This window comes from Ruegeria arenilitoris (assembly GCF_013032855.1).
Taxonomy (GTDB): Bacteria; Pseudomonadota; Alphaproteobacteria; order Rhodobacterales; family Rhodobacteraceae; genus Ruegeria; species Ruegeria arenilitoris.
Genome location: NZ_WQDA01000006.1, coordinates 57,784 through 77,951, shown reverse-complemented (window position 1 = coordinate 77,951; position 20,168 = coordinate 57,784). Strand labels below are relative to the sequence as shown.

At 60.8% G+C, this 20,168-nt stretch carries 29 protein-coding genes; 14 read left to right on the top strand and 15 right to left on the bottom strand.

Annotated features, from left to right (window positions below; all coding sequences use genetic code 11):
• Positions 1 to 124: 124 nt before the first annotated feature.
• On the top strand, positions 125 to 892 hold the full coding sequence (locus GOW72_RS17960) for an FCD domain-containing protein (RefSeq protein WP_170367924.1): 768 nt from the start codon (positions 125 to 127) through the stop codon (positions 890 to 892).
• Positions 893 to 895: 3 nt separating this feature from the next.
• Here GOW72_RS17960 and GOW72_RS17955 read toward each other — a convergent pair whose 3' ends face one another.
• The 9 genes from GOW72_RS17955 to GOW72_RS17915 all read right to left on the bottom strand — a co-directional run bounded on the left by GOW72_RS17955 (position 896) and on the right by GOW72_RS17915 (position 7,419).
• A complete protein-coding gene (locus GOW72_RS17955; protein WP_244952484.1) occupies positions 896 to 2,113 on the bottom strand; it encodes a glycosyltransferase family 4 protein in 1,218 nt (405 codons plus the stop codon).
• Between the two features lie 53 nt (positions 2,114 to 2,166).
• Positions 2,167 to 2,613, bottom strand: coding sequence for a GNAT family N-acetyltransferase (locus GOW72_RS19105; RefSeq protein ID WP_170367920.1), 447 nt, complete (start codon positions 2,611 to 2,613; stop codon positions 2,167 to 2,169).
• A 14-nt stretch (positions 2,614 to 2,627) separates the two neighbouring features.
• Positions 2,628 to 3,734, bottom strand: coding sequence for an aminotransferase class I/II-fold pyridoxal phosphate-dependent enzyme (locus GOW72_RS17945; protein ID WP_170367918.1), 1,107 nt, complete (start codon positions 3,732 to 3,734; stop codon positions 2,628 to 2,630).
• A gap of 12 nt (positions 3,735 to 3,746) precedes the next feature.
• Positions 3,747 to 4,676 carry a glycosyltransferase family protein gene (locus tag GOW72_RS17940; RefSeq protein ID WP_170367916.1) on the bottom strand — a complete coding sequence of 310 codons (930 nt, stop codon included), beginning with the start codon at positions 4,674 to 4,676 and terminating at the stop codon, positions 3,747 to 3,749.
• Between the two features lie 154 nt (positions 4,677 to 4,830).
• Positions 4,831 to 5,391, bottom strand: coding sequence for a F0F1 ATP synthase subunit B (locus tag GOW72_RS17935; RefSeq protein WP_170367914.1), 561 nt, complete (start codon positions 5,389 to 5,391; stop codon positions 4,831 to 4,833).
• A gap of 5 nt (positions 5,392 to 5,396) precedes the next feature.
• A complete protein-coding gene (locus GOW72_RS17930; protein WP_170367912.1) occupies positions 5,397 to 5,948 on the bottom strand; it encodes a F0F1 ATP synthase subunit B' in 552 nt (183 codons plus the stop codon).
• Between the two features lie 86 nt (positions 5,949 to 6,034).
• Complete coding sequence (locus GOW72_RS17925) at positions 6,035 to 6,259, bottom strand: F0F1 ATP synthase subunit C (RefSeq protein ID WP_005981269.1); 225 nt, start codon at positions 6,257 to 6,259, stop codon at positions 6,035 to 6,037.
• 69 nt (positions 6,260 to 6,328) lie between these two features.
• Entirely contained in the window at positions 6,329 to 7,084 is a 756-nt protein-coding gene (locus GOW72_RS17920) for a F0F1 ATP synthase subunit A (RefSeq protein ID WP_170367910.1), read from the bottom strand.
• A 2-nt stretch (positions 7,085 to 7,086) separates the two neighbouring features.
• A complete protein-coding gene (locus tag GOW72_RS17915; protein ID WP_093965213.1) occupies positions 7,087 to 7,419 on the bottom strand; it encodes an AtpZ/AtpI family protein in 333 nt (110 codons plus the stop codon).
• 231 nt (positions 7,420 to 7,650) lie between these two features.
• Here GOW72_RS17915 and GOW72_RS17910 point away from each other — a divergent pair, with 231 nt between their 5' ends.
• Complete coding sequence (locus GOW72_RS17910) at positions 7,651 to 7,986, top strand: ArsR/SmtB family transcription factor (protein ID WP_170361571.1); 336 nt, start codon at positions 7,651 to 7,653, stop codon at positions 7,984 to 7,986.
• Here GOW72_RS17910 and GOW72_RS17905 read toward each other — a convergent pair.
• From GOW72_RS17905 to GOW72_RS17890, 4 genes are all read right to left on the bottom strand, one after another.
• Complete coding sequence (locus GOW72_RS17905) at positions 7,983 to 8,396, bottom strand: universal stress protein (protein WP_170361483.1); 414 nt, start codon at positions 8,394 to 8,396, stop codon at positions 7,983 to 7,985. The genes GOW72_RS17910 and GOW72_RS17905 overlap by 4 nt on opposite strands.
• Positions 8,397 to 8,470: 74 nt before the next feature.
• Positions 8,471 to 8,740 (bottom strand): hypothetical protein, encoded by a 270-nt coding sequence (locus tag GOW72_RS17900; protein ID WP_141138530.1) that lies wholly within the window; start codon positions 8,738 to 8,740, stop codon positions 8,471 to 8,473.
• 57 nt (positions 8,741 to 8,797) lie between these two features.
• Positions 8,798 to 9,712, bottom strand: a complete 915-nt coding sequence (locus GOW72_RS17895) for a DMT family transporter (protein WP_170367908.1) — start codon at positions 9,710 to 9,712, stop codon at positions 8,798 to 8,800.
• Complete coding sequence (locus GOW72_RS17890; protein WP_170367906.1) at positions 9,709 to 10,587, bottom strand: LysR family transcriptional regulator; 879 nt, start codon at positions 10,585 to 10,587, stop codon at positions 9,709 to 9,711. The genes GOW72_RS17895 and GOW72_RS17890 overlap by 4 nt, the downstream gene beginning before the upstream one ends.
• A 121-nt stretch (positions 10,588 to 10,708) precedes the next feature.
• Here GOW72_RS17890 and GOW72_RS17885 point away from each other — a divergent pair, with 121 nt between their 5' ends.
• Entirely contained in the window at positions 10,709 to 11,290 is a 582-nt protein-coding gene (locus GOW72_RS17885) for an FMN-dependent NADH-azoreductase (RefSeq protein WP_170366227.1), read from the top strand.
• Positions 11,291 to 11,363: 73 nt separating this feature from the next.
• The gene (locus GOW72_RS17880) at positions 11,364 to 12,104 is read left to right on the top strand and encodes an aspartate/glutamate racemase family protein (RefSeq protein ID WP_170367904.1); all 741 of its coding nucleotides are present in this window, start codon (positions 11,364 to 11,366) and stop codon (positions 12,102 to 12,104) included.
• Here GOW72_RS17880 and GOW72_RS17875 read toward each other — a convergent pair whose 3' ends face one another.
• Complete coding sequence (locus tag GOW72_RS17875; RefSeq protein WP_170367902.1) at positions 12,105 to 12,635, bottom strand: prolyl-tRNA synthetase associated domain-containing protein; 531 nt, start codon at positions 12,633 to 12,635, stop codon at positions 12,105 to 12,107.
• Between the two features lie 258 nt (positions 12,636 to 12,893).
• Between GOW72_RS17875 and ffh the strand changes: the two genes are divergently transcribed.
• From ffh to trmD, 10 genes are all read left to right on the top strand, one after another.
• Positions 12,894 to 14,402, top strand: coding sequence for a signal recognition particle protein (gene ffh / locus GOW72_RS17870; protein ID WP_170367900.1), 1,509 nt, complete (start codon positions 12,894 to 12,896; stop codon positions 14,400 to 14,402).
• Positions 14,403 to 15,011 (top strand): GNAT family N-acetyltransferase, encoded by a 609-nt coding sequence (locus GOW72_RS17865; RefSeq protein ID WP_170367898.1) that lies wholly within the window; start codon positions 14,403 to 14,405, stop codon positions 15,009 to 15,011.
• Entirely contained in the window at positions 15,008 to 15,559 is a 552-nt protein-coding gene (locus tag GOW72_RS17860; protein WP_170367896.1) for a GNAT family N-acetyltransferase, read from the top strand. The genes GOW72_RS17865 and GOW72_RS17860 overlap by 4 nt, the downstream gene beginning before the upstream one ends.
• A complete protein-coding gene (locus tag GOW72_RS17855; RefSeq protein ID WP_170342735.1) occupies positions 15,556 to 15,852 on the top strand; it encodes a chorismate mutase in 297 nt (98 codons plus the stop codon). Before GOW72_RS17860 ends, GOW72_RS17855 begins: the two co-directional genes overlap by 4 nt.
• A 70-nt stretch (positions 15,853 to 15,922) precedes the next feature.
• Complete coding sequence (rpsP, locus tag GOW72_RS17850) at positions 15,923 to 16,318, top strand: 30S ribosomal protein S16 (protein WP_093965193.1); 396 nt, start codon at positions 15,923 to 15,925, stop codon at positions 16,316 to 16,318.
• Positions 16,319 to 16,330: 12 nt separating this feature from the next.
• Complete coding sequence (gene bluB, locus GOW72_RS17845) at positions 16,331 to 16,966, top strand: 5,6-dimethylbenzimidazole synthase (protein ID WP_170367894.1); 636 nt, start codon at positions 16,331 to 16,333, stop codon at positions 16,964 to 16,966.
• Positions 16,967 to 16,972: 6 nt separating this feature from the next.
• Complete coding sequence (locus GOW72_RS17840) at positions 16,973 to 17,122, top strand: hypothetical protein (RefSeq protein ID WP_170367892.1); 150 nt, start codon at positions 16,973 to 16,975, stop codon at positions 17,120 to 17,122.
• Positions 17,115 to 17,618, top strand: a complete 504-nt coding sequence (gene rimM / locus GOW72_RS17835) for a ribosome maturation factor RimM (protein WP_170367890.1) — start codon at positions 17,115 to 17,117, stop codon at positions 17,616 to 17,618. Before GOW72_RS17840 ends, rimM begins: the two co-directional genes overlap by 8 nt.
• Positions 17,615 to 18,433: a hypothetical protein gene (locus GOW72_RS17830; protein ID WP_170367888.1), complete on the top strand. Its 819-nt coding sequence runs from the start codon at positions 17,615 to 17,617 to the stop codon at positions 18,431 to 18,433. Before rimM ends, GOW72_RS17830 begins: the two co-directional genes overlap by 4 nt.
• Entirely contained in the window at positions 18,430 to 19,239 is an 810-nt protein-coding gene (trmD, locus tag GOW72_RS17825) for a tRNA (guanosine(37)-N1)-methyltransferase TrmD (protein WP_170367887.1), read from the top strand. Before GOW72_RS17830 ends, trmD begins: the two co-directional genes overlap by 4 nt.
• Here trmD and GOW72_RS17820 read toward each other — a convergent pair.
• Positions 19,236 to 20,039 carry a glycoside hydrolase family 25 protein gene (locus tag GOW72_RS17820; RefSeq protein ID WP_170367885.1) on the bottom strand — a complete coding sequence of 268 codons (804 nt, stop codon included), beginning with the start codon at positions 20,037 to 20,039 and terminating at the stop codon, positions 19,236 to 19,238. The two genes, trmD and GOW72_RS17820, sit on opposite strands and share 4 nt — an antisense overlap.
• Between the last annotated feature and the right edge of the window lie 129 nt (positions 20,040 to 20,168).

Here is a 20,168-nt window from a genome sequence, read left to right as displayed (position 1 = left end):
ATGACCTCCGCGCTTAAAGTCAATAATGCTGACCTAGTGTTTCAGCCAATGTGATCGCGGCCCGTTCTTGCGCGGGCCGGGCATGTGTGGTCATATGATTTGACCAATTTTCAGCGATGATCCGATGCCCTTTCAGAAAGTCCAGACCGAGAAACTGTCCCTGGCCGTCGTCAAACAGATCGAGTTGCTGATCCTGCGCGGGATCCTGCGCCCCGGTGAGCGCCTACCGTCCGAGCGCGAGTTGGCCGATCGGCTGGGCGTGTCGCGCCCGTCGCTGCGCGAGGCGATCTCGCAACTGCAGGAGCAGGGCCTGTTGACCGCCAAGGCCGGGTCAGGCATCTATGTGGCCGAGGTTCTGGGCTCGGCCTTTTCGCCAGCGCTGATCCGTCTGTTCAGCAGCCATGACGAGGCCGTGTTCGATTACCTGTCGTTCCGGCGCGACATGGAAGGTCTGGCGGCCGAACGCGCCGCGCGGCTGGGCTCGGACAGCGACCTGAAGGTGATCCAGGCGATCTTCGACAAGATGGAGGCCGCCCATGCCCGCAACGCGGCCGATGACGAGGCCCATCTGGACGCGCAGTTCCACATGGCGATCATCGAGGCCAGCCACAACGTGGTGATGCTGCACATGATGCGGTCGATGTTCGACCTGCTGCGGCAGGGCGTGTTCTACAACCGTCAGATCATGTTCCAACAACGCGCGACCCGCGAAGCCATTCTGGATCAGCACCGTGCGATCAACATGGCATTGCAGGCGCGTGCCCCCATAGAGTCCCGACACGCAATCCAGCAGCACCTAGACTTTGTGGAGAAATCCTTCTCAGAACGCATCACATACGAAAAACATGAGTCAATTGCGCGACTGCGTCTCGGGCACGTTGTGGAACAGTAGCGATCAAAGCGCCGCAGGTGCCGATAGAATCTCTTTATCTTCAGCGGTCAAACGTCTTCTCAAAATTGCACGATAGTGCGCTCGGAACTGACGACATGTTCTTGACCAAGTCAATTGGCGGACTCGCTCACGTCCTTTGGCGATCAGTTCGTTTCTAAGTTCACTATCAGACCAAACTGTAAGTAAAGCATCACTCATCTGCTCTGTGTTGAGAGGGTCAAACAGAACAGCGGCAGAGCCTACCTGTTCCGGCAAAGACGTAACGGACGAACATACCACAGGCGCGCCTGCAGAAAATGCTTCCCAAATCGGGAAACTAGCAGCTTCGTGCAATGACGGCACCGCGACGCATCTGGCGAGCCGATAAAGACTTTGCAATTCGATAGGAGTGACAAAACCGACAAATCGGACGTTCTTTTCCATGCCAAGTTCATCGACCTTGGCAGCTATAGCTGGATAGTAGTTGTTTTTCTGACCGCTGAAAACGAGATTCATGTCAGGCGCTCCACTATGTTTGGCACGTGCAGCGGCCTCAATCAAACGGATGTGGTTTTTGTGGCGCCAAGTTTGAGCAGGATAAAATGCAAAACTCGATGGCAGATCAAACTTCTCCACCGCCCGCGCGAGATCCGACGAAGAAGGCTCGTGGTAGCCAAGATTTGGTGGCGCGAAAGGAACAACCGCGACCTTTTCCCCAGGAAGCCCATAAGCTTCAACTACATCCTTCTTCACCCATGATGAAACGGTCGAAACCAGTTGTGCTTTCTCGCAGAAATATCTGTACACAGTGTCCCGCCAAGCGATCTCTTCCGACTTAAAGAACTCTGGAAAGTGTCGGTGCTGCAGATCATGCGGATGATAAATGAACGGAATTTCAGTGGCGAAGGCTTCCTGCAATGTGAAGTGCACGATGTCGATGTTCGCCGCTTCAATACGCCCGTTGCTGCCCGAAACTCCGTCTGGCGCCTGCATCTGACTAGCAAGGGTTTTAGCCACTCGCTTGTCGTGAGTTTTCTGCAGGAAGTACCGAACCCGCCCTGCGCTACGTTGAAACACATTCCTTTGTTTACTCGGTTTCATCGGGTGGGACGGAAGCAAATGGCAATTCCTTCCCAGATAAGGTTCTAGCCAATCAGCCGAGTTGGGATTCGTGAAGAAAAAGTACTGTTCATCTCCATCAGTTAACTGTGAAAATCCCTGAGCAAGCCCTATGATCAGCATCTCCACGCCACCGGCCCAACCGCCGCCGGCTCTCGCATCTATGCACACGCGCACTACAGAGACCTCCAGGCAATGGTGTCAGGTGAATTCGGAAACTTCTTGGGGAACTGGTATCCATGACGCCGGTACAATGCTATGGCGGCTTTGTTGCGAACATCCACTTTGAGTTCCACCCGTGAAGCACCCGCGTCACGCGCCGCCTGATGTAGGTAGTCCATCAATCCGTCTGACCATCCGTGGCCACGTGCTGAAGGACCTGTAGCAATTCCTAACCGGGGCACCTCAAACCCGTCATTCCATCCTCGCAACATCCCGTAGGCCTTTATGTCGGAATACTGGAAGCCAGCCGCAAAAATATCCTTTCCCGGATTGCGGCAGATGCCTTGGGCTGTTTTTGCATCGAAGAGATGTGGGTGAAAAAAACAACGATCCTGTTCGGTCAGCGAGCGAAAGAACGAAAGCAATGCCTCTACGTCATCTGATGCCAGATTTCTGAACACGCGCGACTCAGTTCTCATTTGGCAATGTTCAGTATGTGACGGCAAACAGTTTCGACGTGATCGTCACTCATTGTTGTATAGGTTGGGAGGTTCAAACCTGTCTCGGCCAAACGTTCGGTCACGACTAGCGGTTCTTTACCAGCATGCCCCTCACGGTAAGGTGGAAGTTTGTGAAGCGGATAGAAAAACGGTCGCGTGTCCACGCCGTTTTCAAGCAGCATCTCAGCAAGTTCATCTCTTGAGCAGCCAAATTCCAACGGATCGATCGTAATGCTGAAAAGCCACGGCGTCCGCTTTGCCCAGTCCGCAACCGGCTGAAAACCGACGCCGCGACACCCGGAGAGAGTCTCTTCGTACAAGTCAAAAATTTCCTGACGGCGTTTCAAAATATCCTGATATCGCTCGATCTGTGCGCACAGCATTGCAGCCGCGACATTTGTCAGTCGGAAATTGTAACCCACAATCGGGAAGTAATACCGGCGGTCCGGGTCAACACCCTGACCTCGCAAGGTGCGCGCGCGCAGGACAAGATTGTCATCGTTGAGAGTAATTGCGCCACCTTCGCCGCAAGTGAAAACCTTATTGCCAAAGAAGGAAAAGGTGGCAATCGACGACATCGAACCAACACGGCGCCCTTTGTATTCGGCCATGTGCGCCTCGGCGGCGTCTTCCACAACCCATAGCCCATGAACTCCGGCTATGTGATTGATCTGATCCATATCGGCTGGATGTCCATAGAGATGGACAGCTATAATCCCTTTGGTTCTTGCCGTGATAGCGTCTTCCAGGCGGGACGGATCAAGACACCATGTATCCGGATCGACGTCCACAAATACCGGCACCGCCCCCATATACCTGACTGCGTTGGCAGTCGCTATGTAGGTCAAAGACGGAACCAGTACTTCGTCTCCCGGGCGCACATCCAACGCCAACAGCGCAAGGTGCAACGCAACGGTTCCATTGCAGACCGCCAAACTATGTTTGACTTGGCAAAGAGACGCAAACTCACTTTCGAAGCGATCCAGAAAAGCGCCGCTGGACGAGATCCACGTGCTATCCAAGGCCTCTTGGACATATTCCTTTTCCAGTCCGCTCAGGTCTGGAATGGCTACAGGTATCACTGTTGTACAATCCTATCTTGAAAAAACTCGGCGCAAGAGGCCGAGCTTAGGCTTTCTCTGACCCAAAACCCCAAATTCGTCCTGAAACCGTCTGACATGCGCTTGGTAGACCTCGGGCATCTCTTCCAGTTTGAGATCTAGATCGTCAATAGCCATCGCCCGCACAAATTCCGTTTTCCAGAACTCAGAGTTCCCACAATGGGTACCGCTACCATCATGACCGATGTTTTGCACAAGACTTCTTCCAGGAAGCAAGTGCAATTTTTGGTTCAGGAAGCACCAAACATAAAATCTAATTGCCCAAGAGTTGTTCTTGCTGGCAACCTGATCTTCAAGCATCTTGTGAAATCCTGAATTCGCTTCAAACTCAAGGTCTTTGAGACGGCCCGACGCCTCGAGCTCGCTCAACAACGCCTGCCCGTCCCATTGCACGCAGTTCCATACTCGTCGCCAAGTTGCCCAACCCCAACTACTCCCCTTTCTCAAGAAATAGGCCTCAGGCATGTTTGATATTGGTTCAGAGTACCCACTGATACTGGCGACCTGATCACTGCATTTTAACGTAGCAAGGGATCGGTTCATAAATTCGAGGAAAGGCGGCGAGACAACTATATCATCTTCTAGGACAATCACCTGTTCATGTTCATCTAGCATCATAGTAACGCCATCAATAACTGATTTGGCGAGGCCTTGGTTTGTGCTCTGCTTGATCAACTTGACCGAGCGAAAACCTTTCGCTTCGGCCACAATATCCACAACTTCGCCCGTCAAACGCGCCTCTTCCGGAACCCTCGGACCATCAACAAACACGGTCAAATCACTGCTTTCAGCCAGCGGAGAATCTCGAAGTGCCGCAAGCGTTTGTCGGGTGTGGTCCGGCCTATTGAACGCAAACAAACAGATTGGGGCCAGTTTATCCGGCGCAATTTCAAGAAGCTTCATTGAAGGGTACCATCGGAAAAATTGAAAGTTGCGCCAACTCTATCGGCGACCCTACTTGTAAACAACTCCCACTATTACCCACAAATTAGAAAACGGCCCGCGCGATTTGGCGGGCCGTCTGGATTGACATTTTCAAGACGTGGCAGCGACAAAATCAGTGCAGTTTTAAGCCTACGTCAGCAATGGCGTCGTCAATCAGCTTGTTGGCTTGCGCCGCAGTCATCTGCTTGGCAAGCACGGACTTGGCCGCCGCAACGGCCGCAGTAACAGCCTGGTCGCGCACTTCCTTCACCGCCGATGCCTCGGCCGATGCGATTTGATCCTGTGCGGCAGCCAGACGACGCGCGATGGATTTCTCCAGATCCGCCTTTGCCTGTTCGGCAGCCAGAACCGAATCTTCCTTCGCCGCGGCCACGATGGCTTCGGCCTGAGTCTGCACTTCGCGCTGCTTGCGCTCGTATGAGGCCAGCAGGCTGCGCGCTTCTTCATGCAGGGCACGGGCTTCGTCCAGCTCAGCCTTGATGCCTTCGGCGCGGTTGTCCAACGCCCCGCCGATCATCGACGGAACCTTGAAATAGAACAGGACCGCGATAAAGACGATGAAGCCCAGCGTCACAACGAAGTCGGTGTTCGCCAGCGAGAAGAACGGCCCGCTTGCGGCCAGCGCCGGGCTGGCGAAGCTTGCGGTCAGGATAAGAGCAAGTGTATTCCGCATTTCACTTATCCTTTCATCTGGGCGCTAACGGCACTGCTGATGGTTTTGACATCCGCCTCGCCGCCCAGCGCAGTCACCAGTTCGGCCGCCGTATCGTTGGCAACCTGTTGAATGCTTTCCAGCGCTCCGGCACGGATTTCGGCAATTGCCTTCTCCGATTCTGCCGCCTTGGCCGCGATTTCCGCATCTGCCTTGGCAATCGCGTCATCCAGATCCGCCTGGATTTCGGCGCGCGCTTCGGCTGCGATCCGCTGAGCCTCGGCACGGGCATCGGCCAGCGCCTTGTTGTAGGCCTCTTCGGCCTCGACCGCCTTGGCCTTCAGGTCTTCGGCCGCAGCCAGGTCATTTGTAATGGTCCCCTGACGCTCGGCCAGGATCGCCGCGATGCGCGGCAGGGCCACGCGGGACAGGACCAGAAAGATGACGACCAGCGTAATGACCAGCCAGAAGATCTGGTTGGGGAACCAATCGAAGCAGAGCTGCGGCATCCCGATGGCCGAGCCATGGGAATCGACGCATTTGCCGACTGCTTCTGCAGCTATGGGTTCTGTCGCCATGATGTCCTCCGTCGGAACGTTGTCTTTACAACAGGTGGGCCGCTATGGCTTGGGCCCACCTGCGCGTAAGGATCAGGTTCCGCAGATTATACGGCGAACATCAGCAGCAGCGAGACCAGGAATGCGAAGATCCCCAGGGCTTCTGCGAATGCGATACCGATGAACAGGGTTGCGGTCTGCGAAGCAGCCGCCGAAGGGTTGCGCAGAGCGCCGGCCAGGAAGTTGCCGGCCACGTTGCCCACCCCGATTGCGGCCGCGCCGGAACCGATTGCTGCCAGGCCTGCGCCGATGTGTGCGAGATCGCCTTCCATGATGTTTCTCCTTACGAATTGGAAGTTTCGATTTTGGGTTATCGTTCCTGTGCTCAGGGTCGTCCCTGATCAGTGATGCGGATGCAGAGCGTCCTTCAGATAAACACAGGTCAGAATGGTGAATACGTAGGCCTGAATGAAGGCCACCAGGACCTCGAGGCCGTACATTGCGGTGATCGCCAGAACGGACACGGGCGAGATCACGGCGACCGCGGCGAAGCCGGCGAAAACCTTGATCACGGCGTGGCCGGCCATGACGTTACCTGCAAGACGAATGGAGTGGCTGACCGGGCGCACGAAGTACGAGATCAGCTCGATGATCGCCAGGATCGGGCGCAGCGCCAGCGGCGCGCTGGACACCCAGAACAGGCTGAGGAACCCGGCGCCGTTCTTGACAAAGCCCAGAACGGTCACGGTCAGGAACACGGCCAGCGCCAGCGGAATGGTGACCGCGAAATGCGATGTCGTAGTGAACGAGGTCGGGATCAGGCCGAGGAAGTTCGCTGTGACGATGAACATGAACAGGGTCATGACATACGGGAAGTATTTGACGCCTTCCTTGCCACAGATGTCTTCCAGCATCTTGTAGATGAATCCGTATGCCAGCTCGGCGATCGACTGCATACGGGTCGGAACGATGGCGCGCTTCGAGGTGCTGAGCACCAGCAGGCCGATGATGGCCAGAACCGCGAAGAACAGCCACAGGGTCACGTTGGTGGGCGTGTACCAAGCCACCTCACCGCCGAAAAGCGGCTTGACGATGAACTGGTCCATCGGATGGAAAACCAGGCTGCTGCCTTCTGCTGCGGTGGTCTCGGTCGCCACGTTCAGTCCCTCTCGTCCTTCTCGGCCTGTGTCGAGGCCGCTTGTTTCTCTTGAGCTTCTTGCGCGCTGCGGAGCATGACCTTCACGCCCGCGACAAGGCCCAGCAATGTGAACAGCACCAGGAAGATCGGGATCGTCCCGAACAGGCTGTCCAGCCCGTACCCGATGCCAAATCCGATCCCCAGACCGGAAACCATCTCGATGACCATCCGCCAGGCCAGCTCGCCCCCGGATATGTCAGCGTCCGCACGAGGTTTCGGCGCTTTGGCCTTTTTTGCCGCGTCGATCTTGGCCTCAAGCTGCGTCAGGCGCTGCTTTGGGTCGTCATCGGTCACGGGCGTTTCCCTCGCACAGTCTTGGCGCAGTTGCTATGCGGCCTCGCGCGCAGAGTCAACGCTGTTGATGGCTCCAATTGGCGCAGCTTAAACCTTTGTTTTCTAATGTATATTAAGGGAGCACGTTGTCTGCCGATCGGGTCGCTGGCAATCCATTCCGCTAGAAGCACCGGATTCCGCATATTCAACCAAATGGTTGACCAAACTTTCCGGCTGTGGTTCAGCGGGATCATGTCCGATGACCTCGATACCGTCTTTGCGGCCCTGGCCGACCCCACGCGGCGCGCCATTCTGGCGATGCTGCTCGAGGATGACATGGCCGTCACCGACGTGGCCGAGCCGTTCGAGATGTCACTGGCGGCGATCTCAAAACACTTGACGATCCTGACCCGGGCCGGGCTGATCAGCCAGGAAAAGCGCGGCCGGGTGAAATGGTGCAAGCTGGAACCCGACGCGTTGCGCGCGGCCTCGGTCTGGATGCAAGGGTTCGGGCAGTTCGAACCCGTGAATCTGGACGCGTTCGAGCGGTTCCTGGAAAACCAGCTTTCCGCGGGGGACGAGGTCTAGCGCACTACGAAGACCGACATGCTGGCATGTTTGGCCAGATATCCGGCATGACTGGACAGTATAAAGTCGGTAATCCGCGGCGCATGGGTGCCCACCACGATCAGGTCGGCACCGATCTCTTCAGCGGTGCGGGCCAGGTCACCATCCACTTCGACCGCCACATCCACCGAATGAATGTTGCGGAAATCAACTTGCGCTCCACTGGCTTGGGACAACTCGTCCGCCAGATCGGACAGATGGTCCTTGATCGCGGATTCGGTTTGCGTGGGGTCGCCGGGCTGATTGCTTGTCACGCTGACGATGGTTATCCGCGCCCCCTGCCACCGGGCGACTTGTGCCGCAACCTCGGCCGCCTTGCGCACTTCGGGTGGCAGATGCAGATCGACGGGAAACATTATGTGTTTGAACATCAGTCCCTCCTTTCACGCCGACAGCTTAGCGGGTTTGACACAACCGGCCCTTGATGTGGCTCAACCCAAGAGGATCAGCCTTGCTGGCTGTACTCGACCCCTGTGACCACGCCGCTGGGATCCGCGCGGCACAGCCAGGGTGCCTGAGCGCCGGCCACTGCGACCTGCGTGACGGTTCCCGCCGGTTCGGCAGTTGTAGACAGAGCCTGGACATCCGCGGGGCTCCGGTTTGCCTCAGCAGCCACCAATGCCTCGCAGCTGGCTTGAAGGGTTGAATTGTCGGCGGTGTCCTGCGTACATCCAAAAACCAACATTAGCGTGGCCGAGGCAATCAATCTGTGCATGTTCCGGTCCTTTCGGAGTTTGCCTCACCCTGCCACGAACGGGCGCTTTGGCAAAGGTCAGTCCGGCGCGGTTTGTTGCCGAGCCATCCCTAGGTCATCCCCTTTCAGCAGCAGCACGAGGGCAAGGATCGTCAGCCCTATTCCCACCAGGACCAACGGGCCCGGCGCCGGCTGGCCCAGCGCGATCTGCCAGATGATCACCCAGCTGGGCGTCAGGTAGGTATAGGCCATGACCTTGGCCGATGGCAGCAGCAGCGTGGCGTACTGCAACAGAACGAAGGTCGCCGCGCTAGCGCAGATGGCGACGTAGAACAGGCCGATCCAGACGATCGCCGGCAGGTTGGCCCAGTCGGTCGCGCGGATGTCGGACCAGCCGAACACCGTCAGCACAGCGCACCCGGCCACCAGCGTGCCGAAGGTGAACACGACCGGCGGCTCGCCCCGGTTCAGCTTTCGCACCATGGGCGTATAGATCGCATGGGCCACACAGCCCCAGAAATAGATGATCTCGCCCCGCCCGATCTCAAAGGCGCGAAAGGCCAGCCAATCGGCGCGGAACACCACCCACAGCGCGCCAACCGCGCCCACGCTCAGCGCGAGGGCCATGTGCGGGGTGGTGATCTGGCGCAGCAACACCCACCCCGCCACCGCCGACAGGATCGGCGTCAAGGTGAACACCGCCGCCGCGCTGACTGGCGGCGCGGTTTTCAGCCCGTAGAACATCAGCACGAAATAGGCCGAGAACAGCCCGCCCAGCGCCAGATAGCGCCACGGCGCGCGCGCCGCGCTGCGCGGCAAACCGGTCGTCATCAGCGCCGCGATGCCGATCACCACGCCGGCAATCGCAAACCGCGCGGCGTTCAACGCCGCCGGCGCGATCTCGTTGGCAATCATCGAACCCAGCGAGAAACTGCCCGCCACCAGCGCCGAGAACACCAGCATGGCCAAGTGGCCACGCGCCTGCGGGTTCATGGCAGCCAGTCCTTGGCCTGCTCCTTGAGGAATTTGAGAAAGGTCTGCACCTTGTTGGTGCGGTGCAGATCCACATGGGTTACCAGCCACAGATTGCCGGCCCATTCCGGCAGCGGCTCCATCACTTCCTGCAGCTGCGGATGGCGGGCGGCCTCCCACCGGGCCATGAAGCCGATCCCCGCCCCGGCCAGTACCGCCTCGGCCACGGTGAAGTTGTTGGAACAACGGAAGGTGATCGCCTCGGCCGGAACATTGGCGCGCAGCCAGCGTGAAAAGGGCGCGCGGCTGTTTTCATCATCCGCCCCGACGAAGGCGTGGTTGGGGAAATCCTCGACGCCCGCGGGCAGGCCGCGCCGCGCGATGTAGTCCTGACTGGCATAAAGCCCCACCTCTTGCGTCATGAAGGGCTGCACCACGTTGTCCGGCTGGTCGGGGGCCGCACCGGCGCGGATCGCCACATGCGCCTCGCCATATTCCAGGCGGAACAGGCGGTCGCCGGTCAGATAGCGCACGATCAGGTCGGGATGGTCCTGCTGGAACGCGGTCAGGGTGGGTACCACCAGCGGCGCCAGCGAGGCCAGCGAGGTCACCACCAACTCGCCCGAGACATCGTCTCCACGCCCCTTCAGCCGCCCGACCAGCTGGTTGAACTGATCCTCGGTGGCCTGGGCCACGCGCAGCAGATCCTCGCCCGCCTCGGTCGGGGTGTAGCCGCGCGCGTGGCGCTGGAACAGCTTGACCTTCAGCCGGGCCTCGATCGCGTCGATATGGCGGATCACCGTGGCGTGGTGCACCCCCAGAACCTCGGCCGCGCCGCTGACCGTACCCATTCGCGCAACCTGATAGGCGGTGCGGACCTCGTCCCAATTGTCCATGACAAAACCAATTCTGTGCAATTTCCAACAATGCCTGTTGATTTATCCTAGTTTCGTTCGCTCACGCAATACTCATATTGGGCTCAGACGCAAAATCCGAACCCTGAGAAGGATCCACGCCATGACAAAGACCATCCTGCATATCGACGCCTCGGCCCGCCGCACCGGCTCGGCCACCCGCGACCTGTCGGCCCGCATCGTCCAACACCTGGGCGCCAGCCGCATCATCCGCCGCGACCTGGCCACACCCCTGCCCCTGCTGACCGAGGACTGGATCACCGCCAACTTCACCCCCGCCGATCAACGCGACGCCACCCAGCGCGACCTGCTGGCCCTGTCGGACGAGTTGGTCAAGGAACTGCAGCAGGCCGACACGGTGGTGATTGGGTTGCCGATCTACAATTTCTCGGTCCCGGCCGCCTTCAAGGCCTGGATCGACCTGGTCGCTCGTGCAGGCCTGACGTTCTCTTATACCGAGAATGGCCCCAAGGGCCTGCTGGAGGGCAAGCGCGCCATCCTCGCCATCGCTTCGGGCGGTACCGCGGTGGGGTCCGAGATCGACTTTGCAACCGGATACGCCCGCCATGTTCTGGGCTTCATCGGCATCCATGACGTGGATGTGGTGGCCGCTGACCGCATGGCGCTGGACCCGGAAGCAACTCTGAGCAACGCCCAGAAAGCCGTCGCCGAACTGGCCGCCTGATCCGGCCACTGGCCATCCCCGGTCAAACCGTCCAATCTGTCCCCGAGCGGGATCGGCAGATTGGACGGTTGTCATGAAGAAGATCGGAATTCTGGGCGGGGTCGGCTGGGCGTCGACAATAGACTACTACCGCGCCATCGCCGAGGGCGCCGGGCGCCATTTTGCAGACCGTGGGCACGGATCACCGCTGCCTGTTCCTCCGATGACCATCGAGTCCGTCACCCAGGCCAAAACCCGCGCGCTGCGCGGAACCGCCGGCGACGAAGCAAGCTGGTCCGCGTTCGATGCCGTTTTCCGCGATGCACTGCTGACGCTTGAGCAGGCGGGATGTGATTTCGGCATCATTGCCTCGAACACACCTCACGCCCGTTTGCATGCGATCCGGCAGGGCGTGACCATGCCGATCCTGAGTATCTTTGATGCAACTGCCGTGGCCACCAAAACGACTGGTGCCAAAAGCGCGCTGGTGCTGGGAACCTCGGTCACGATGCAAGCGCGCCACTATGCGGAACGGCTGGCGGCTGAAGACATCACAGCCAATGACCGACTTCCCGAGGACCAGATCGCGGAAATGCAGGCCATGATCGACACCGAGTTCTACGGCGGTGCCTCGGCCAATGCCCGCGGCCGTCTGCTGGCATTCTGCAATCGGCACGCCGCCCCCGGAACCGCGATCCTGCTGGCCTGCACGGAATTGCCGCTGGCCTTTCCCCAGCATCTTGATGACCCGGTTTTCGAGGCCGACGGGCACCTGTTCGTCAATCCCTCGGCCGCCCATGTCGCCGCCGCGTTGAAAGAGGCGCTGAGCGAATGATCACGGCAGCCAGGTGACCTCGCACCCGATCCGGTCGAAGAAGGCCATCAGGTCGTCGCGCGCCATCGCCACCGTCCGGTCGTTGACCAATGGATGCATATAGATCACGTCCGCGCGCTGCGCCGCGTCGTCCATGAAGAACCGTACACCGTTGCCAACGCCGTTGATCATCGCCAGCGGGCTGACCGCGCCGGGACGGATGCCGAGGTTCTGCATCAGCCGATCCGCCGACCCGAAGGACAGGTTGCCCACCCCCAGTTCGGCGCCCAGCGCCTTGAGGTCGATCTCGCGGTTCTGTTCCAGCGTCACCAGGTAGTTCCGCTTTTTCTTGTCGCGCAGATACAGGTTCTTGAGCCGCAACGCGTTTTCGCCCGGCACCATGAACTGATCCTCAACCGCCTTCGACTCTTCGACCGTCCGCAGCGGGACGTGGCTGTGCAGGCGATAGGGCAGCCCCCAATCGTCCAGCTGCGCCAGCAGTGCATCGGAACTAAGCGGCAATGTGTCCTGAAAGGCGGATGAGGCGTCCATGGTCTTCTCCCGAATATCGCGGCAGTCATGGCCGACGGGGCAAGACGATGCAACCCGGCAAGCGCGGATGGTTGACTCGGGTGGCCAATGGGCCTAAACGCCAACGCAACATCCGGAAGCGCCTGTTCTTCCGGTCCCTTGAGTCGTTCAGGGATCGCCCCCCACCAGCGAGTTTCGCCCGTGGGGGCGTTTGTGCATTGACCCGTCTGCCCCTATCTATGGGGCGCCAACCGAGAACCGGCGAAGGAGGCCGAAGGCATGTTTGAAAATCTATCCGAACGCCTCTCTGGCGTCTTCGACCGGCTGACCAAACAGGGCGCCCTGTCCGAGGAAGACGTCAAAACCGCCCTGCGCGAGGTTCGCGTGGCGTTGCTAGAGGCTGACGTATCGCTGCCGGTGGCGCGTGCGTTCGTCAAGAAGGTGCAGGAACAGGCGACCGGCCAGGCGGTGACCAAGTCGATCACGCCGGGCCAGCAGGTCGTCAAGATCGTGCATGACGCGCTGGTCGATACCCTGCGCGGCGAGGAAGACCCCGGCAAGCTCAAGATCGACAATCCGCCCGCGCCGATCCTGATGGTCGGCCTGCAGGGCTCAGGCAAGACCACAACCACCGGCAAGTTGGCGAAACGCCTGAAAGAAAAAGAGGGCAAGAAGGTCCTGATGGCCTCGCTGGACATCTACCGCCCGGCGGCAATGGACCAGCTGGCGGTGCTGGGCACCCAGATCGGAGTCGACACTCTGCCGATCGTACCGGGGCAGAAACCGGTGGACATCGCCAAGCGCGCCAAACAGCAGGCCACGCTGGGCGGCTATGACGTCTACATGCTGGATACCGCCGGCCGTCTGCATATCGACGAAGTGCTGATGGACGAGGTCGAGCAGGTCCGCAACGTGGTCGACCCGCGCGAAACCCTACTGGTGGTTGACGGCCTGACCGGCCAGGTCGCCGTCGAGGTGGCCGAGGAGTTCGACGCCAAGGTCGGCATCTCGGGCGTAGTCTTGACCCGGATGGACGGTGACGGCCGCGGCGGCGCGGCGCTGTCGATGCGCGCAGTGACCGGCAAGCCGATCCGTTTCGTCGGTCTGGGCGAAAAGATGGATGCGCTGGAAACCTTCGAGCCCGACCGCATCGCGGGCCGGATTCTGGGCATGGGCGACATTGTGGCCCTGGTCGAAAAGGCCCAGGAGACCATGGAGCTCGAGCAGACCGAGCGCATGATGAAGCGCATGATGAAGGGTCAGTTCAACATGAACGACCTGAAGATGCAGCTGGAACAGATGATCCAGATGGGCGGCATGCAGGGCATGATGGGCATGATGCCGGGCATGGGCAAGATGGCCAAGCAGATGGATCAGGCCGGGCTGGACGACCGGATCCTGCGCCAGCAGATCGCCATGATCCAGTCGATGACCAAGAAAGAACGCGCCAACCCCGCGTTGCTGCAGGCCAGCCGCAAGAAACGCATCGCGGCCGGGTCGGGCATGGAAGTCAGCGACATCAACAAGCTGCTCAAGATGCACCGGCAGATGTCGGACATGATGAAGAAGATGGGCAAGATGGGCAAAGGCAAGATGCTGAAACAGGCCATGAAAGGCATGTTCGGCAAAGGCGGCCCCTCGCCCGAAGAAATGGCCGCGGGCATGGACCCCAAGGCGCTGGAAGCCGCGGCCAAGGCGATGGGCGGCAAGATGCCCGGCGGCATGACCGGCATGGGCGGCGGCATGGCCCTGCCCCCCGGCCTGAGCGGATTCGGAAAGAAGAAGTAAGTGACCGCGCCCGTCGCATATCCCTGGGAGGCTCCGGCCACCGGCCCCGCTGCCGCGCTGTCGGCGCGGCTGGCTGCGGACTTGCCGCGGCTGGAGACCGCGCGGCTGGTGCTGCGCGCGCCGCGGATCGGGGATTTCGACACCTATGCCGACATCCTGATGTCGGACCGTGCCAAACACATGGACGGCCCGTTTAACCGGCAGGCGGCCTGGCTGGATTTCTCGCAATACGTCGCGGGCTGGCTGCTGCGCGGCGCGGGAATGTGGGCCATCGAGGACCGCACGGGCGGTCAGGTTCTGGGTTTCGTGTCGATTGGCATGGAATTCGGCGACCGCGAACACGAGCTGGGCTATCTGCTGACCGAAGCCGCCGAAAGGCGTGGCATTGCAACCGAGGCGGCCGAAGCCGCCCGCGACTTTGCGCTGGGGTCGCAGGCTCTGCCGTCACTGGTCAGCTATGTGGACCCCGACAACGCAGCCTCGGCCCGCGTGGCCGAGCGCCTGGGCGCCCAGCGCGACCTGCAGGCCGAGGCCGGGTTCGACGAGTCGGTTCTGGTCTATCGTCATCTGCCCGGCGACGGCGATGGCGGGATGGAGGCCTACGCATGACGACCTTCACCATCCCGACCCTTGAGGCTGAGCGCCTGATCCTTCGGGCACCGCATCCGGACGACCTGCCGGCCATGACGGCCTTCTACGCGACCGAGCGCAGCCACATGGTGGGCGGCCCCAGGGATGCGGCGGGCTGCTGGAACGGACTGGCCAACCGTCTGGGCCATTGGGCGCTGCGCGGCTATGGCCTGTGGCACCTGACCGAAAAGGCCAGCGGTACTTTCGTGGGCTGGACCGGCATGATCTATGTGCCGGGCTGGGACGAACCCGAGCTGGGCTGGACCCTCATGGAGCAGGTCGAGGGCAAGGGCCTGGGCTTCGAGGCCGCGCAGGCCGCCCGCGACCATGCGGCGCGCCATCAGGGGCTGAACGGCGTCATCAGCTATATCGCCCACGCCAATGACCGCTCGCGCGCTCTGGCACAGCGTCTCGGCGCGACCTACGAGCGCGAGGGCGAAGTGCTGGGCAAGTCCGCGCAGATCTGGCGGCACCCGAAACTCGACACGTCAACGACCGATCTGACCACCGAAAGGACCGGCCAATGAACAATCCCGTGACGCGGGCCGCGGCCTTGCTGAAAGACCACCGCGAAAGCATCGACCGGCTGGACGCGATTCTGGTCTATACGCTGGCCGAGCGGTTCAAGCACACGCAGGCCGTTGGCAAGCTCAAGGCCGAACACGAACTTCCCCCGTCCGATCCCTCGCGCGAGGCCGCGCAGATCGCACGGCTTGAAGACCTGGCGAAAGAGGCGGATCTGGACCCCGATTTTGCCAAGGCTTTCCTGAATTTCATCATTCAGGAAGTCATCCGACACCACAAGAAACACCAGAAGTGAACCCGAGGTTCGACAAACACCAGAAATAGCCGGAGCAATCCGGCCAACGCCATCCAAAGGAGATACCACAATGGCAATGAAAATTCGTCTGGCCCGTGGCGGCTCGAAAAAGCGCCCCTTCTACCGCATCGTTGCAGCGGACAGCCGCATGCCGCGTGACGGCCGCTTCATCGAGAAGCTGGGCACCTACAACCCGCTGCTGCCGAAAGACAGCGAAGAGCGCGTGAAGATGAACATGGAGCGCATCCAGTACTGGCTGGACCAGGGCGCGCAGCCGACCGACCGGATTGCCCGCATGCTGGAAGCCGCCGGCGCCAAAGAGAAAGCCGAGCGCAACAACCCTCAGAAGGGCACCCCGGGCAAGAAAGCCCAGGAGCGCGCCGAAGAGAAAGCCGCCAAGGCTGCTGAAGCCGCAGAGGCTGCTGCCGCTCCGGCCGAAGAAGAAGCTGCTGCTGCAGAAGAGTAAACAGGCGGGCGCGTGCAGGATCAGGCTTTCACCGAAGATTTCCGTACGCAGTTCGATCTGTTGATGCGGCTCCGGCGCGATGTACGCCGGTTCCGCACCGACGCGGTGGACGAGGCAGTGCTGACGCACTGCCTCGACGCGTTTCAGCTGGCCCCTTCGGTGGGGCTGAGCGAACCGTGGCGCGTGATCCGCGTCGAAAGCCCTGAGGCCCGGACCGCGGCGCTGGAGAACTTCAAGGCGGCCAATGACGCGGCGCTGGCGGGTTACTCCGGTGACCGAGCGCAGTTGTACAGCCAGCTGAAACTGTCGGGCATGCAAGAGGCGCCGGTTCAGCTGGCGGTGTTCTGCGATGACGCCACCGACAAGGGCCAGGGGCTGGGCGCAGGCACCATGCCCGAGATGCGCCGTTATTCGGTGGTCTCGGCCGTCACTTTGTTCTGGCTGGCGCTGCGCGCGCATGGCCTGGGGCTGGGCTGGGTCTCGATCCTCGATCCCGACCGGCTGGCCCGCGACCTGTCGGTGCCCGAGGGCTGGCGGCTGATCGGCTATTTCTGCGTGGGCTGGCCCGAGGAAAGCTCGGACACGCCAGAACTGGAAACCCATGGCTGGGAGTGCCGCTGCGGCAGCCTGCCGTTGGAAACGCGGTAGGGTGGCATGTTTGGATTGATACGCCTTCCCATCCTGCTGCTGATCGCCTTTATTGTGGGCGTGTTCTTTGAACGCAGCAATCAACGCGAAGCCTGTGGCGAAATCGGTGTCTGGGAAAGTGGAATATGCGTGACAACGGAAATGCCCAATGACTGATCTGATCTGTGTCGGCAGCATCGCCGGGTCCTTCGGCGTACGCGGCGAGGTCCGCCTGAAAAGCTATTGCGCGGTACCAGAGGATATCGAGACCTACTCCCCCCTGACCGACGAGAGTGGCGCCCAGCGCTATCCGCTGATCATCACACGCGCGATCAAGAACGGATTTGCCGCGCGTCTGGGCGGGGTCGAAACCAAGGAACAGGCGGACGCCCTGAAGGGGCTGCGCCTTTATGCCCGGCGCGAGCAGTTGCCATCGCTGCCGGATGACGAATTCTATCACGCCGACCTTTTGGGGCTTGAGGTCTATGACACCGGGGGAACCCTGCTGGGGCGGGTCAAATCGGTGCAGAACCACGGCGCCGACGACCTGCTCGAACTGCACGGGCCCGGGCTGAAATCCACTGTATTTCTGCCATTCACCAAAGCGGCCGTACCCACGATTGACCTTGAGGCCGGGCGTATCGTCGCCGACCCTCCCGAGGGCCTGCTGTGACGCGGCGCATCCTGCTGCATCTGGGCCTTCACAAAACCGGCACGACCGCCGCGCAATCCTTTCTGTTCGAGAACCGAGCGCTGATCTGGCCGCGCCACGCATTGGTTCTGCCCTATGTTACCCGCAAATCCGGGTTATCGGAAGCCGCCACGCGCCATTCGCTGTATGGGACATTCGGTACGCTGTCCGAATTCGGCAATCGCTGGCGCGAACTTCTGGCGACGCTGGATTTCGGGGAAAGGCGCGGGCTGATCCTGAGCGAGGAGAACTTCTCGGGGCTTCGCCCCAGCCGCAATCTGGTTATGGGATACGCCGAAGCCCCTGATCTGGCCGCCTGCCTGGTCGATACGCTGCGCAACCGGCTGGTCGGGTCGGAACTGGACATCACCGTATATCTCTCGCTGCGCCAGCGCGGCAGTTGGATCCGCAGTCTCTGGGCCCATGATCTTCAGCGCACGCGGCTGGTGCAGGATTTCGACACGTTCCGCGAAAGGCTCGAAGAGCTCCCTTCGCTGCAGCAGACTGCGGACGCCGTTCGTGATCGGCTACCCTCGGTTCGAGTGCGGACCGAATGGCTGGAAGACCTGCGTGAGCATAGCTTTGGCCCCGGCACACCTTTTGCCGAATTCCTGGACCTGCCGCCCGAGAAGGCCACCCTGCTGGTCAAGCCCACTCGGTCAAACCCGGCATTGCCGCAAGAAGCGCTGTCCGAAATGCTCGAGTTGAACCGATCGGGGCTGGACGAGGCGGCGCTGGTCCGACAGAAAGCCCGCATCGTCGAACGCGCTCAAATCAGTCTGACCACGAACACATGACGGACAAACCTGCAAAGTCATATGGCCGCAAGGCTATTCGCCCCACGCTGAAACCGCGTGAGCTGCTGACGCCCACGCCGGACCTGCATGGCGTGTGGAAGGCCAAGGTGATCACGCTGTTCCCATCTGCCTTTCCCGGCGTCTTGGGCGAAAGCCTGATCGGCAAGGCGCTGCAGGAGGGGCTGTGGCAACTGGAAACGGTCGATCTGCGGCAGTTCGGTGTCGGCAAGCATCGCAATGTCGACGACACGCCCGCAGGCGGCGGTGCCGGCATGGTGTTGCGGCCGGATGTACTGGGGGCCGCCATTGATCACACTATGGATGGGGTACAGGGCAACTGGCCGCTGATTTACCTCAGCCCGCGCGGGCGCCGGATGGATCAGCGCATGATGCAGAACTTGGCCCGTTGCGATGGCATGACCCTGTTGTGTGGCCGCTTTGAAGGCGTTGATGAACGGGTTTTGGAGCACTACGGCATCCAGGAAGTCTCGCTGGGCGATTTCGTCATGACCGGAGGCGAGATTGCCGCGCAGGCGCTGATCGACGCCACTGTGCGACTGCTGCCCGGGGTTCTGGGAAATCAGGCCTCGACCGAGGAAGAGAGCTTTTCGTCCGGCTTGCTGGAACACCCGCAATACACTCGGCCGGCCGAGTGGAACGGGCGCGAGATCCCTCCGATCCTGATGTCCGGACATCATGGGCGCATCGCCGAATGGCGTCACCAGATGGCGGAAGAGATTACCCGCACGCGCCGCCCGGACCTGTGGGATGCCTACCTGAAGGCGCGCGGGGAAACCGACGACTAGGGTGCGCCCGCCTTCCATCGCGCCCAGATATCAGGCGAGCCGTTGAAGGCGTTGATGTCCACCCGCCCCTGCACGCCGGGAACCAACCCGGTGCCCGTGTACTGCCAGAACCGCCAGACTGCCTTGGGATAGACATTGCGCGGATGCCCTGCGACCGAGCGCAGCCAGAACTCGGTCTTTGGCAGACGTCCGATACCTGTGTCCTCGTAGAAATCGACCGTGGTGTAGACGATCGGCCGACGGCCGTAATGTCGCTCCAATATGTCGAGGAACCTTTCCGCCTCGGCCCGCACCGTTTTGCCATCGGGGCGCAGGGTGCAGGTCTTGGAATGGGGGGTCCATTCCATGTCCAGCACATGCGGCAGGTCGGCCCCTCGGGGAACGTTGCGAATGAACCAACGGGCCTGTTCGGCCGCGGGGCGGCAGAAGTAGTAATAGTGATATGCACCCCACGGAACCCCCGCGGCCCGGGCGCCCTGACTGTGATCCTGGAACATCGGATCGGCCACGTCGCCCCCTTCGGTCGCCTTTATGAACACGAAACTTACCCCCGAGGCCTTGGCCTGACGCCAGTCGATCGGTCCCTGCCAACGCGAGACGTCGAGCCCATGCACGGGATAGTGCTCGGGCCGCCGCCGCTCCCAGTCATGCGGGTCGGCATCCGCAAAGGCTGGGTACAGAACCGAAGGTCCGGAAAGTCCCGCGACCACCGGTTGGTCTAAGATTTGGGGCGCCGGCGCACGACGCCCGCAAGACATCAGTGCCAGCGCAAGAACCACGCAGAAAATCGCTTTGCTCATCGTGTTGCTCTGCCTCTAAACCTGCCCTCAAATTATGACCCAGAATGCCCGATCCCCGGCACAAGGCAACGCCGCGGTACGTGTGACGGCGGATTCCCACCAAATCCACCGCGATTTGGCCTGAAAACC